The organism is Acetomicrobium hydrogeniformans ATCC BAA-1850 (assembly GCF_000160455.2).
GTDB lineage: Bacteria > Synergistota > Synergistia > Synergistales > Acetomicrobiaceae > Acetomicrobium > Acetomicrobium thermoterrenum.
Map to the genome: position 1 here is coordinate 282231 of NZ_ACJX03000001.1, position 14501 is coordinate 296731.

Annotated in this window: 11 protein-coding genes; 3 read left to right on the forward strand and 8 right to left on the reverse strand. The window is 47.1% G+C overall.

What is annotated here, in order from left to right; genetic code table 11:
- Positions 1-9 precede the first annotated feature (9 nt).
- Genes HMPREF1705_RS01475 through HMPREF1705_RS01490 form a run of 4 tightly spaced genes read right to left on the reverse strand, consistent with a single transcriptional unit; the run spans position 10 to position 3368 of the window.
- Positions 10-945: a SufB/SufD family protein gene (locus tag HMPREF1705_RS01475; protein ID WP_009200486.1), complete on the reverse strand. Its 936-nt coding sequence runs from the start codon at positions 943-945 to the stop codon at positions 10-12.
- Positions 932-1684 (reverse strand): ATP-binding cassette domain-containing protein, encoded by a 753-nt coding sequence (locus tag HMPREF1705_RS01480; RefSeq protein ID WP_009200485.1) that lies wholly within the window; start codon positions 1682-1684, stop codon positions 932-934. Before HMPREF1705_RS01480 ends, HMPREF1705_RS01475 begins: the two co-directional genes overlap by 14 nt.
- A gap of 36 nt (positions 1685-1720) precedes the next feature.
- Positions 1721-3097, reverse strand: coding sequence for a hypothetical protein (locus HMPREF1705_RS01485; RefSeq protein WP_009200484.1), 1377 nt, complete (start codon positions 3095-3097; stop codon positions 1721-1723).
- 25 nt (positions 3098-3122) lie between these two features.
- Positions 3123-3368: a glutaredoxin family protein gene (locus tag HMPREF1705_RS01490; RefSeq protein WP_009200483.1), complete on the reverse strand. Its 246-nt coding sequence runs from the start codon at positions 3366-3368 to the stop codon at positions 3123-3125.
- Between the two features lie 190 nt (positions 3369-3558).
- Between HMPREF1705_RS01490 and nuoE the strand changes: the two genes are divergently transcribed.
- From nuoE to HMPREF1705_RS01505, 3 genes are read left to right on the forward strand one after another with little or no spacing between them, the layout of a single operon-like run.
- Entirely contained in the window at positions 3559-4059 is a 501-nt protein-coding gene (gene nuoE / locus HMPREF1705_RS01495) for an NADH-quinone oxidoreductase subunit NuoE (protein WP_009200482.1), read from the forward strand.
- Positions 4052-5824, forward strand: coding sequence for an NADH-quinone oxidoreductase subunit NuoF (nuoF, locus tag HMPREF1705_RS01500; RefSeq protein ID WP_009200481.1), 1773 nt, complete (start codon positions 4052-4054; stop codon positions 5822-5824). The genes nuoE and nuoF overlap by 8 nt, the downstream gene beginning before the upstream one ends.
- Positions 5825-5838: 14 nt before the next feature.
- Positions 5839-9072, forward strand: a complete 3234-nt coding sequence (locus HMPREF1705_RS01505) for an FAD-dependent oxidoreductase (RefSeq protein ID WP_009200480.1) — start codon at positions 5839-5841, stop codon at positions 9070-9072.
- Positions 9073-9151: 79 nt separating this feature from the next.
- Here HMPREF1705_RS01505 and fusA read toward each other — a convergent pair whose 3' ends face one another.
- From fusA to gatC, 4 genes are read right to left on the reverse strand one after another with little or no spacing between them, the layout of a single operon-like run.
- Positions 9152-11236: an elongation factor G gene (fusA, locus tag HMPREF1705_RS01510; RefSeq protein WP_009200479.1), complete on the reverse strand. Its 2085-nt coding sequence runs from the start codon at positions 11234-11236 to the stop codon at positions 9152-9154.
- Between the two features lie 17 nt (positions 11237-11253).
- On the reverse strand, positions 11254-12711 hold the full coding sequence (gene gatB / locus HMPREF1705_RS01515; protein WP_040347801.1) for an Asp-tRNA(Asn)/Glu-tRNA(Gln) amidotransferase subunit GatB: 1458 nt from the start codon (positions 12709-12711) through the stop codon (positions 11254-11256).
- On the reverse strand, positions 12708-14189 hold the full coding sequence (gatA, locus tag HMPREF1705_RS01520) for an Asp-tRNA(Asn)/Glu-tRNA(Gln) amidotransferase subunit GatA (protein ID WP_009200477.1): 1482 nt from the start codon (positions 14187-14189) through the stop codon (positions 12708-12710). Before gatA ends, gatB begins: the two co-directional genes overlap by 4 nt.
- On the reverse strand, positions 14179-14496 hold the full coding sequence (gene gatC, locus HMPREF1705_RS01525) for an Asp-tRNA(Asn)/Glu-tRNA(Gln) amidotransferase subunit GatC (RefSeq protein ID WP_009200476.1): 318 nt from the start codon (positions 14494-14496) through the stop codon (positions 14179-14181). Before gatC ends, gatA begins: the two co-directional genes overlap by 11 nt.
- Between the last annotated feature and the right edge of the window lie 5 nt (positions 14497-14501).

A 14501-nucleotide genomic window follows, 5' to 3' on the forward strand; every position in this document is an offset into this window, starting at 1 on the left:
ACATCAGACCTACCTCAAAAGGCCCGAAACGATAACGTCAATAGCTTCGTTCTCGGTCAAACCCTTGGCCATCAGACCCCACAGCTTTTCGTTGGCTATACGGCCTATGGCAGCTTCGTGGGTTATCTCGGCTCCGGGATGAACCACGGAGACGACGGGAACGGCTTCCGCTTTCGCATTTCCCTGCACTATTTCAGTGCAATCGACATGACCTTTCGCTCCGTCAGCAGCTCCTTGCACTTCTCCGTAGAACTTGCCGAAGCTGTTGTCTTTCAATACAACTCTAGCTTTGGCTAATCCGCTAGACTTTTCCCCGGATAGCCTTATCGTATCTTTAACGTTGCAGATATCGTCGTATTTTCCGTAAACTTTAGAGGTTATCTCCGCACTCCCAAGCCGACCGACGACATCTACTTCCACGTCGAGGGACAGAATCCCTACCCTTCCCTCGATTAACGAAAAATTGCTCACGTACCTGCCCTTTTCATCCACTACGACGCGGGTCAGCGGCCTGACTTCGATCTTTCCCTCAGGTCCGTGAACGTGCACTTCTTCATAAGTCATGTCAGCACCTTTGCCCACTACTATATCGCCTTCCATCGCATGGAGGAATTTTACAGCATTCGGAAAAATACAGTGGGAGTAAAATTTAGCTTTCGCGCCTTCTTCCAGCACGATCCTGCTTTCTATGACTTGCTTTCCCTCTTTGCCAAGGTGGCCGAAACAAAGATGTACTGGTTTCTTTAAAATAGCTCCTGCTTTTACGGTAAAGGATGCCCTAATACCAAATTCAGTCTCTTCGGCGTCGATTTCAAGACCGGGAATGTCTTTTGCAGCGATGATATTATTGGCATGAACTATAACATGAGCCTCATCGGTCCTGATGGGTTCTCCCGCCTTTTCGGCTATTTCTATCAGTGACATATATTCATTACTGAGATTCATTGGAAATCACCCCTCCGGCTAAAAGTGGGTCTGAACAGGGACTACACAGCGATATAAAGTATTGCTTTACGGCAATTGGCTGTCCCTCGAGCATGACCTTGCCGTTGCAAAGCAGGTAAGCCCTATCGCAAGCCGAAGCTATGTCATCTCTATGGGTAATTACCAATACGCTGCTACCGAAATCTATTAATTTTTTAAAAAGCTTTATCACATCGCCCAAAGCCAGAAGATCTACTCCCGAATCGGGTTCGTCTAAGATGGCAAGCTTGGGCCTCATTAAAAAGATAGACGCAAGCTCCAGCCTTTTTCTCTCTCCTCCGGATAGAGCCTTGTCGACAAAACGATCCAGGTAAAAGGGTTCCATCTGAATAAAGTCCAAAGCCTCTTCCAGTTCTCTTCTCGTTGCATCCTTACGCGACAACCTCAAATATTCGGCAACGGTAATTCCTTCATATCTAGCCGGATATTGCCATGCTAAAGTTATCCCTAATCTCGATCTTTCGGTAATCGAAAGATCGGTAATATCCTTTCCTTCAAAGAAAATCCTGCCGGAATTGGGCCTATAGGAAGGAAGGCCCATAACAGTATGGGCTAACGTCGTCTTTCCCGCACCGTTTCGGCCCAACACTCCAGTTATCTCTCCATGCTCGACTCGCAAATTGACTTGATCGAGAAGTTTTTTTCCGTTTTCTCGGGTTACCGTTACTTCATCTACTTGAAGCAAGGGGGTATCTGTCATTTATAACTTCCTCCGTTATGAATTCCAAACTTGGAATCATATTATAATCTCCGTATTTTGGCATGCACCAAAATATTCTTCAACTTCCTTCACATATTCCTCGTATCCCCTGCGGCCCATGAGCGAATATATATACCGTTTCCCCTGTTCCACTCCAGGTTGATCGAAGGGATTGATTTTCATCAAAAAACCGACAAGAGCTGTTACATATTCATAAAAGAACACCAAAGCACCAATATATCTCTCAGAAACTTCAGGAATGTTAAGGTAAATAACCGGCTTTCCAGCTTTTACCAAAGCCGAAGCCGTCGAACGAGCCTCTATACTCAACAGATCTCCGAGGGCCTTTCCGTATAAAAACTCCAAATCCTTCAATGCATCTATATCTACGACGTCCGGCAATAGGAATAACGGCCTATTTTTTACGTCGATGATCGTAATTAGCTTATCGTCAGGGCCTTCCGCGTAAAGTTGAAGCTGGGAATGCTGATCTATAGCTCCGAGAGCACGCACAGGAGTGGTGCCGTATCCCTCTTTGCCAAGGCTTTCTCCCCAAAGCTGAGCAAACCATTCGGCAAAATCGGCAAGATCGTCTCCATAGGGCATCATAACGGCCATATTACGGCCGGCTTTAGCGTGCAACAGGTTAATGCAGGCCAATAGCCATGCGGGATTTTCCCAAAGGTGCGACCGCAAGACAAGCCTTTGATCCATCTCCTTGGCACCTTGAACCAGCTTTTCGATGTTGATACCCAAAGCGGAAGCCGTTGCCAACCCTACCGAGGAAAGAACAGAATACCTGCCCCCCACGCTTTCTGGAATATTCAAACTCCTACAACCTGTAGATTTGGCAAATTTGCGCAGAATGCCCTTTCTAGGATCGGTAATTATCAAAAAATTGTCGCTTGCCCTTTCTCCTATCTTTTCCCTGACCTTTTGCCATGCCCATAAAAAGTGCGCAGCCGTTTCCGTCGTGCTTCCCGATTTGCTGACGACTATAAATGCTGTCTTCGACAAATCAAGCCGATCCAGTAAAGATACTGCCGTCTTGGGATCCGGATTTTCCAGCAGATAAAACTTGGGGGCCTTTCTGACGGAAGCATCAAGTTCGTTGTAAAAAGGGGGAAGGAGTGCCTTTGCAAGCATTCTGTTTCCCAAAGCAGATCCGCCAATGCCTATTTGCACGATGGCTTCAAAGCCGGAAAGCCAACGCCCGATTTTAATCGTTTCGGACAAATCCTGATAGGGCAGGTTAATCCAACCAAAGCCCTCAACGTCGTCCCTCCCTTTTTCCCGCAACAGGACATCGGCTTCTTCCACCATTTTTGAAAGATCATCGATATTTTCTCTCAAGACGGGACGATCTCCACCTACAAAAGCAGCTCCGACGCTTACGCTCAACAGCTCGTCCAAAAGGTATTCCCCCTTTAAAATTAAGCTAATCTAATATGCTGTTATCCTTTAAAAGCTCCTTAATTGCCTCAGGATCATAACCAACAATAAACTTATCGCCTATGAAGGTTACGGGCACACCCATTTGGCCAGTTTGCCTCACCATGTCCATAGCAGCAGCCCTGTCTTTGCTGACGTCTACCTCCTCATACTCGACACCCAAGTCTTTTAAATATTCTTTTACCTTTGTACACCACGGACATGTGGGAGTACTATAAACTTTCACAGTCATATTCTACACCTTCCTCTGATTTGAAAAATTAGGGTTACCAAACATACGTAAAGAATATAGCATAATACCCGCAAAGGCGCAACAACTCGCGATAAAAAAAAGCCCGAGGATCTTCTAAGTACGAATCAATAGTGTTATATTATCCCTAAATTCATTTTTTTGACCAGCTTTTCAAATAGGAGGGAAGCCCATGCTTTCAACAAAACAAGATGACGAGCAGGCTTTACAGAACATTATCGAGACCTTTAGGGGTAAAAAGGGCATCACAATTTCGCTTTTATCGAAAATACAAGAAAGTTACGGCTATTTGCCACAAGAAGTATTGAGCAGGGTAGCCAAAGAGCTCGATATTCCCGAAGCAAGTCTCTATGGTGTAGCGACATTTTATGCCATGTTTAGATTTAAACCTTTAGGCAAATATACCATAAAACTCTGCAGAGGAACGGCTTGTCATGTACAGGGATCCTTGCTGATAGCCCAAGAAGTGATGAGACATCTGGGAATTTCGGAAGGAGAGACGACAGACGACGGACTTTTTACGTTGGAGCTTGTCGCCTGTCTCGGATGCTGCAGCCTGGCTCCTGTTATGATGGTCGGAGAAGACGTTTATGGTCGCCTGACACCAGATAGGGCCGTAAAGGTTCTGGATAGCTACAGAACGAACAAAAGAGGTGAAGGCAATAATGGCTAATACAATAGTGCGCGTTGGAATGGCAAGCTGTGGTTTGGCATCGGGGGCAGACTCCGTCTATGAGGAACTCTCCAAAGTGCTTGTCGGAGACGAAAATACTATTTTAAAAAAGGTCGGATGTATTGGCCTGTGCTCATATGAACCTTTAGTTGAAGTAGAAATCGAGGGCAAGAGAACCATTTATGGATACATGACACCCGAATTGGCCAAGGAATTGGTCGGCTCCTCCTTTCGCCCCACTTCAGCCCTAAAAGAAAAGATTATATACAGCGATGAGGAAACTCAGGCGCCGGAAAATAATAGGATGGCAAAACAGGTCAGGATAGTTCTCAGAAACTGCGGGATAATTGACCCGGAAAAAATAGACGAGGCCATTTCCAGAGGGGCTTATGAGGCGTTTTCAAAGGCCGTGAAGGAAATGTCTCCCGATGAAGTCATAGATGAAGTGTACAGATCAGGCCTTAGGGGTCGTGGTGGTGCAGGATTCCCAACGGGGCTTAAGTGGAAATTTACGCGACAAGCCAAGGGAGAACCCAAATATGTGATTTGCAATGCCGACGAAGGAGATCCGGGCGCCTTTATGGACAGGTCCGTATTGGAGGGTGACCCCCACACCGTCATAGAGGGAATGGCTATATGCGCCTACGCCGTCGGTGCTTCTCACGGTTATATTTATTGTCGAGCAGAATACCCTTTGGCCATAAAAAGGCTAAACATAGCTCTTGACCAGGCACGCGAAAGAGGCTTTTTGGGAGACAACGTTTTTGGCAGCGGCTTTAATTTCGATATAGAGATAAAAGAAGGGGCCGGGGCATTTGTTTGCGGCGAAGAGACAGCCCTGATAGCCTCAATAGAAGGAAAACGGGGAATGCCGCGACCCCGACCTCCCTTTCCAGCCGAAAGCGGCGTTTGGGGAAAGCCGACCAACATTAACAACGTGGAAACCTATGCAAACGTGCCGTGGATAATACGACATGGAGCATCGGAATTCTCAGCTTTTGGTACGGAAAAAAGCAAGGGAACGAAGGTATTTGCCCTCGCCGGCAAGGTAGCCAAAGGAGGCCTCATCGAAATTCCAATGGGAATGCCCATCAGAGAAGTAATATATGATATTGGCGGCGGAATCGCCGACGGAAAAGAGATCAAAGCAGTGCAAATGGGCGGGCCGTCGGGAGGATGCATACCTTCCTGGCTCCTCGATACACCTGTAGATTACGAATCCATAACAGCCACGGGAGCAATCATGGGTTCCGGAGGTATGATCGTTTTGGACGAAACAAGCTGCGTCGTCGATGTGGCAAAGTTTTTTCTGAACTTCACACAACGCGAATCCTGCGGAAAATGTCCCTTTTGTAGAATAGGTACAAAAAGAATGCTAGAGATATTAGAACGCATCAGCAACGGAGAGGGAAAGATGGAGGATCTTGATCTGCTTTATGAACTGGCATTACAGGTAAAGGAAGGTTCCCTATGCGGTCTTGGACAGACGGCCCCAAACCCTGTGTTGACTACGCTAAAATACTTCAGAGAGGAATACGAAACTCATGTTAAGGACAAGAAATGTCCCGCAAAGGTGTGCCCTTCTCTCATTCGCTACACAATAAATACCGATCTATGCATAGGTTGTACTAGATGTGCCAGGATATGCCCCGTTGGCGCAATTAGCGGCAAAGTTAAGGAACCCCACGAAATAGACGACGCCAAATGCGTGAGATGCGGGCAATGCAAACAGACCTGTCCTGTCTCTGCTATATTTGTTGATTGAGGAGGCTTTTGGGTATGGAGCGAAACATTAGAGTATTGCTAAACGGTCGTGAAGGCTACGGTTACCCGGGACAGACGATATTAGATCTGTGCAAGGATTGTGGCGTGGACATACCTTTTCTGTGTTACGATCCGCATCTTTCGACACACGGAGGATGTTCTGTTTGCCTGGTGGAAGTGAAGGGGGCCAAGGCTTTGGTACGAGCCTGCTCCAATAAGATATCCCAAGGCATGGAGATATACGCCAATACGGAAAGAACTATCGCGGCAAGGAGGACAGCTCTGGAGCTTTTGCTATCGGATCACGTTGGAGATTGCAGACCGCCCTGTACTCTTGCCTGCCCTGCCAGAGGTGATGTTCAAGGTTACGTAAACTTAGCTGCCTCCGGCTTTTATAAAGAAGCCTTGGACTTGCTCCACGAAAACGTTACCCTTCCTGCTTCCATAGGACGAATTTGTCCTGCACCCTGCCAGGAAAAGTGCAGACGCAATTTCGTCGACGAAGAACCTGTTTCCATAAGGGAGATCAAGCGTTTCGTAGGAGACTGGGCCATAGAAAACGGCATGCTGGGCCACATAGACGAAATACAGGAAAACGGCCACAGCGTAGCTATTGTAGGGGGAGGCCCCGCTGGATTATCGGCTGCCTTTTTCTTGAGAAAAAAAGGTTATGCCGTAACTATTTTCGAGAAAGAATCGCATCTGGGAGGCATGATGCGATACGGGATCCCAGAGTACAGGCTGCCCAGAGATATCCTGCAGAAAGAAATAGACTGGTTGCTGTCGTGGGGCATAAAGGTCCAGACGGACACTGCCCTTGGACGAGATATAACTTTAGAGCAATTGCGCAGGGAATTTGATGCCATATTGCTCGCCTTTGGCTGTTGGCAAAGCACACCTTTACGCGTCCCGGGAGAGAACCTAAAGGGAGTATTTGGCGGAATAAATTTCCTGTATCAGGTGAATAACCATCTTCCCGTAGAGATAGGCAAGAAAGTCGCTGTCATCGGGGGAGGAAATACCGCAATGGACGCCTGTCGATGCGCCAAAAGGCTTGGGGCTGAAGAAGTTACAGTAGTTTACAGACGCACAAGACAGGAAATGCCGGCCGAGGACGCTGAAATCGAAGAGGCAATGGAAGAAGGGGTAAACTTTATTTTCCTTGCAGCACCCAAGGAAATCTCAGGTGACGAGTCGGTCCGTGAACTTGTGTGCGAAAAAATGGTCCTTGGCGAGCCCGACGAATCGGGAAGAAGAAGACCCATTCCTACGGGAGAAACATTTACCTTGACTGTAGATACCGTAATAGCTGCAATAGGACAAAGGGCCGTACTCGACTTTCTGCCGCCTGAAATCCACGACGGCCGAAAGATTTTAGACGATGACAACTACGCCACCCCTCTCGAAAAGGTATTTCTATGCGGAGATTTGAGGACCGGACCCGATATAGCAATTGCGGCTATAGGGGAAGGCCATTTTGCTGCTGAATCTATACATCATTTTATTACTCGCGGATATCCCAAGCGCCCCTTTGAATGCGACGTCACAAGAGAAGACCTAGGGCCCGAAGATTTTAGGGACAAGAAAAAACAACCCAGGGAAATCCCTAAAATCTTCCCGGCAGAGGAAAGACTTGAAAAACCCTTCGAAGAATTCAACATGGGGCTCACGGAAGAGCAGGTAAAAATAGATGCCAGCCGATGCATGGAGTGCGGATGTCCCGACGTCTTCGAATGCAAATTGCGCTCTTATTCGATCGAATATGAGGCTTCGCCTACACGGCTTAGCGGAGAAAGGATAAAGCGCCTTGAGGAAAAATTGAAATACTTCGACAGAAACATGGATAAATGTATACTTTGTGGAAGATGCGTCAGGACCTGCGATGAGATCGTCGGACTACATGCCATTGATTTTGTAAGCAGGGGATTTGTCTCGACAATACACGATGCATACATGAAGCCCTTGGACGAATCGGAATGCACGGGGTGCGGCCTTTGCGTGCAGCTATGCCCCGTCGGCGCTCTTACCGAGAAACGAATAGAGCGTTGGCCTCACAGTGAAATCCCGACGGCCACAAAGACCACCTGCGGTGAATGCTCTCTCGGGTGCGAGATATATGTAAATGCCGACAAGGGGAAACGTAACGTAGTGCGGGTTACCACAGAGTTGGGTTCCCCAACTTCGCCCACTCGCGGGCTGTGTTGTTTCAAGGCGCGAACTTTCCATTTAAAAAGACAAAGGCCGGAAATAAATAAAGATATCAAGGAAACTTTGCCTGAACTTGTCGACTTCCTTCATTCCGAAGGAGTTGTCTCGCTATTTTTAGGGAACTCGCTGAGCAACGAAGAATATGAGTCCATAAAAGAGTTTTTAAACCGTAAAGGGCAAAATATCGCAGTCTCAATTTTGGAAGCCGATGACTTTAAAGCTTTCACATCCCTTGCCGAGGAGGCAAACTTGAAGAGATGTAGGCTGGGACAAATCTATGAATCCGATGTCGTCTTCGTTATTGACGAAAACATGGATCAGGAAGTACCTTTGATCACCACGATGTTACGCAAAAATGTCAGAGAAGATGGCTTAAAGGTAATTTACTTGGGAAGCGATCCTGGATTGCTCGACAGGGGTACCACAATTTTACTGAAGACCGATGTAGCGGAAATATATCCTATACTCGAATCTTTCACGGATGAAAGGCTGATCAAAAAGACATCGGAGCTGTCGGGGATAAAGGAGACAACGCTTGTCAGGGCAATAAATACACTAAAATCAGCCAAATATCCCATTTTCTTGGCGGGACCAAAAGTCACCTCAAATGCCTCTTCAGCCAAGGCGTTCGTAAAATTATGTTCGACCCTGGATAAATGCTCCTACATACCTCTCTATCGGGGTGCTAATACAGAGGGAGCTTTACGCGTACTTGGAGATCTTTTAACTCCGACAATCGATAATCTGAGCATGATCAAGAAGGGCCAGGTAACGAAGCTGATGTTGGTCGAACCCGATCAAGCCACCGTTGAAGTCCTACAAGGGGTCAATGCGGACAATCGTGCCAAATGTGCCCTCTTGGCATCGAGATCATTCGAGGATATTAAAGCAGATCTGGTAATGCCAATTGCGGGTTGGTACGAAAGGCAGGGAAAGGTAATAAACGTATCGGGAGAGATCTTGAAACAAGAAATAACCGTAATACCTCAGAAAAAGAGCAAAACCCTGTCTTCGTTAATCAAAGCACTCACAGAAATCTGAAAAACGTCAGAAAATGCAAATAATTAAGCGGGAGGATCCTCCCGCTTAATTATTATATTCGAGCTAGGGCAAAGTATATTTACTCTTCTTCCGCCTCAGCTTGAGCCTGAGCTATTATCTTTTTGGCCAGGTCTTGAGGGACTTCTTCGTAGTGAGAATATTCCATGGAGAAACTGCCTCGGCCCGAAGTCATGGAACGAAGGACGATGGCATACCTGAACATTTCCGCAAGAGGCACTTGGGCCTTAACCACCTGGAATCTCCCTCTGCTCTCGATACCCATAATTCTCCCTCTTCTAGAGTTCAAATCGCCCATGACATCGCCCAGATACTCCTCGGGCACTACCACTTCCACGTTCATGATCGGTTCAAGCAAGACGGGAGAGCCTTCCATAAAACACTTCTTGAAAGCCATTGAAGCTGCTATTTTAAAGGCCATTTCTGAAGAATCGACTTCATGGTAAGAGCCGTCGTAAAGAACGGCCTTAAAATCTATGGCAGGATAGCCGGCAAGGACACCCTTTTGAGCTGCCTCCCTTAGTCCTTTTTCGACGGCAGGAATGTACTGCTTGGGAACGACCCCACCGACAATGCGATCCTCAAACTCTACACCGCTGCCCCGCTCTGTAGGCTGCAACTCAAGCCACACGTCCCCGTATTGTCCTCGGCCACCGGTTTGCTTCTTGTATTTGCCTTGCGCTTTAGAGGGCTTTTTGATGGTCTCTCTATATGGAACTTTGGGTAAACGAGTTTCGAGTTCCACGCCATATCTTTCTTTAATGCGCGACAGGACTACATCCAGATGTAAATCTCCCATGCCTGAAAGGAGGTGGTCTCCGGTTTCAACGTTTTTCTCATAGCGCAACGTGGAATCCTCTTCGAGCATGCGATGAATAGCGTTAGACAGCTTATCTTCGTCAGCCCTGCTTTTAGGAACGACTGCCAGGCTATAAATGGGGTTCGGAAATTGGATCGCGGGAAACGTAAAATCGACTCCCTTGACTGCAACGGTATCCCCAACACCGGCGTTTTGCAACTTGGGGATAGCCACAATGTCTCCCACTGTAACTTCCTTAACGTCCTTCCCTTCCTTGCCCCTCATGAACCTCAGAGAGCTTATCCTTTCCTCGACCTTTTTATTTACAATGAATACAGATTGATCCGAAGTCAAGGTCCCTGAAAATACTCTAACGAATGATAGCTTTCCCACATAGGGATCGACCATGACTTTAAAACAGAGAGAGCTGAATTTCTCATTGGGATCGGGCTTCACTTCTACTTCATTGCCCTCTGCATCTATCCCCTTTCTGGGAAACATATCTACTGGGGAGGGCAGAATATCGGTTATGGTATCTAAAAGCTGGAATATTCCGATATTCGCAAGAGCCGAACCGGGCAATACGGGCATCACTATCCTGTTTAACACCGCCTTTTTCAATGCCTCTACCAACTCTTGTTCTTCCAGTTCTTCTCCGTCGAGGTAACGCATCATCAGCTCATCGTCAACTTCGACTACCCTCTCCACCAAGGCTTCACGGGCAGAGGAAAGCCCTTCCTCGAGTTCGGAGGGACAATCAGTCTCCTCATACTCTCGACTTCCATCGCCTTTATATATAAAGGCCTTTCCGGTCAGCACATTTACTAAGCCTTTAAAATTTGTTTCTTGACCGACGGGCAAAAACAACGGAAGTGCTTTATCCGTCAAAACCTCCTGAATTTCTTTCAATGTCCTGTAAAAATCAGCATTTTCCCTTTCCACTTTATTTATAAAAAACAGTACGGGTACGGAAAAATCCTCGGCAAAATCGAAGGCCTTTTCAGTTTGAACTTCCACGCCATCGACTCCGCTTACAACTATAACCGCCGAGTCAGCCACTCGCATTCCCGAACGCAGATCTCCAATGAAATCGGCATAACCAGGGGTATCAAGAACAAACATCCTTTTGCCATTATAGTCGAAGGTTGCGACAGATGTATTGATAGAAATCTGTCTCTTCTGTTCTTCGGCGTCATAATCGCTGACGGTATTGCCATCCTCTACTTTACCTAAACGTCCAATAACTTCCGCATCGAACAACATTGCCTCGACCAGCGATGTCTTTCCTGCACCTCCGTGAGCTGCTACCGCAATCGTTCTCGTATCCTCAGGTTTGTGCGCTCCCATCGTCCTACCCCCCTAATTTAAATCTTGCTCATGATGAGCGATTGCACCTCTTTCGGATCTGCCTGTCCTTTCGTTTCTCTCATGACAATGCCCTGTAAAAATTTAACTTTTTTACCTTTTTTATCCTTGCCAGCTCTTATCTCTTCTACAACCTCAGCGTTTTCAGCTAGAACTTTGACGACAATTGCTTCCAAATCGGAGCCTGTTAATTTACCTGTGCTTAACCCTAAAGCTCTAATGGCGTCATCGACATTTAATGATTTTTCCAACATCATGGCGAAAACCTCTTTCGCAGCTGTCGTCGAAAGATCCCCTCTATCGATTCGAGACAAAAGAAGGGCCATCTCATCCGGCGGTATCGTAAGCTCCTCTGCAGAAATTGCTCTCTCGTTCAATACCCTCATTATTTCAGTCCTTATCCAGTTTGACGCCACTTTAACGGGAGATCCTCGTTTGACTAGATCATCCATGAGAAGAGCCACATCGCGCCGCTCCGTAAGTACCTCCGCCTCTTCGAGGGATAAACCGTAATCGCTGATAAATCTGTCCCTTACTTCCCACGGAAGTTCGGGCAGTTCCTTGCACAACTGAACTATGGTTCTCTCATCCACGACAAGGGGAGGAAGATCGGGATCGGGAAAATATCTGTAATCCTCTGCTTCTTCCTTGCTGCGGCTTGAAATGGTCTTACCCGAATCGTCATCCCAATGCCTGGTCTCGCGAACTATCGTCTCCCCTTTGCTTTTAACTTCCTTCTGCCTTTCGTATTCGTACTCCAGGGCTCTCTCTAAAGCTTTTAGGGAGTTCATATTTTTTACTTCCACCTTTTCACCCCATTTGCCGCCCGGTTCCATTATCGAAATGTTTGCGTCAACTCTCAACGATCCCGACTCCATGTCGCCGTCGGAAACCCCGAGATATCTGACCAATTGACGCAATCTAGACACAAACTCCCTTGCCTGCTTTGGGGATGTTATGTCAGGTTGGGTGACTATTTCCATCAAAGGAACTCCCGACCGGTTATAATCTACAAGAGAATAATCAGCACCCATCAACCTTCCGCCGATAGCAGCATGGACAAGTTTTCCGGCATCTTCTTCCAAATGAAGTCTTTGTATTCTGATCTTGTGCGCCTTTTCGTCATCATTTACCTCAAGATGACCATCAACGGCGAGGGGCAAATCGTATTGGCTTATCTGGTAGGCCTTGGGAAGATCGGGATAAAAATAATGTTTTCTATGGAACACCGTATGGGTATTGACTTTGCACCGCATAGCCAAGGCCATCCTGACTGCATACATTATGGCCCTTTCGTTAATGACCGGAAGAGATCCCGGCAAACCCAGGCAGATAGGGCATACATGACTGTTTGGCCTGGCGCCAATATAATCAGTCGAACAAGAGCAAAACATCTTGGATTTCGTCGATAATTGAACATGAATTTCCAGTCCTATTACAGGAATAAATTCGTTCACTTTCGATCGCCCCCTAAAGCAGTTGCAGCCGGTCCTACGACCTGTTCAATAACCGAAGCCGCTTTTAAAATATCGCCTTCTCCAAACTTCTTCCCTATCAATTGAACGCCCACGGGCAGCCCGGACTGGCTCATCGATGCTCTCATCGACAAAGCTGGCAAGCCCGCCAAATTAACGGGTATAGTAAAAAGGTCTGCCATGTAGGCTTTGACGGGGTCAGTCAGCTTCTCGCCTCGTTTAAAGGGCAACGTAGGCGTTGCAGGAGTTATCAAGACATCGGCTTTTGAAAAGGCTGCATTGAATTCTCTGATGATGAGCTGTCTCACCTTCTGTGCCTGCAAGTAATAGGCATCGTATCTGCTGGAACCTAGGACGAAAGTCCCGATCAGTATTCTCCTTTTTACTTCGGGGCCGAAACCTGAGCCGCGGCTTTTGAGGTACAGTTCCTTCAAATCATCGGCAGCCACGGAAAAACCGTATTGCACTCCGTCGAAACGGGCCAAATTGGAGCTTGCTTCGGCTGGCGCTATAGTGTAGTAACAAGGAAGGCCGTATCGTGTCGATATCGGCAAATCGACCTCCACTATTTCAGCACCAGACTCCTTGCATATTTCTATGGTTTGGGAAATTGCTCTTTTTATCTCATCATCAATTTCTAGGGATTCATAACCCGCCAAATATCCAACCTTAAAACCTTCAAGGGAAGTTACGTTTAAAAATTCGGCGTAATTCGGCCTTTCCTTTCTGGTACATGTAGCATCTCTGGCGTCAGGTTCAGATATGACCTGTAAAATTGCCGCTACATCCTTCAAACTTCTGGCAAAAGGGCCAATTTGATCCAACGAAGAAGCAAAGGCAATTAAGCCGAATCTGCTGACTAGGCCGTATGTCGGCTTTAATCCATAGACCCCACAAAAGGCAGCAGGTTGCCTAATGGAGCCACCGGTGTCACTTCCCAAAGCAATGGGAGCATAACCTGCAGCAACGGATGCAGCGCTACCTCCCGAGCTTCCCCCAGGCACTCTGGACAAATCCCATGGGTTCAAGGCCGGGCCAAAGGCAGAAAACTCCGTAGAGCTTCCCATAGCAAATTCATCCATGTTGGCTTTGCCAATTATCACCGCTCCGGCGCGCTCTAAGCACTCAACTACATGTGCACTGTAGGGAGAAATCCAATTTTCCAGCATCCTACTTCCGCAGGTAGTCCTTACCCCGTCGACTGTAATGTTATCCTTCACTACAACGGGCACTCCGAAAAGGGACCCCAACTCTTCGCCCCTCGCTAAAGCAGCATCCAACATCCACGATCTGGAACGGGCCTCTTCGTAGAGAGGCGTTATAAGGGCGTTCAAATTTCTTTCGTTAACCTCTATGTATTCCAGGGCCGTCTCTATTACATCTGAAACCGTGAAATCACCTTTTTTGTAACCTTCCACAAGATCTAAAGCCGATAACTTCAAAAACTCGCTATTTTTCATCGTGATCGCCCTCCACAATTCGCGGCACCTTAAAGTAGCCCTCTTCGGAGACCGGAGCTTGGGAAAGCACCTCGCTGTATCTGTTCCACGCCACAACTTCATCTTTACGCCAGGGCATGGGTTCCACATCCTCTAAACTAAAGGGATTTATATCCTTTGCATTAAGTTCGCTTAAAGTCTGAAGCTGATCTAAAATATTTTTAAATTGCGTACCGATATGTTTAATTTCATCTTCATTGAGCTCCAGCATGGCCAATTTGGCTACGCGTCTTATTTCTTCGACTAGTCCATCCGATGTCCCACTCATAGCAC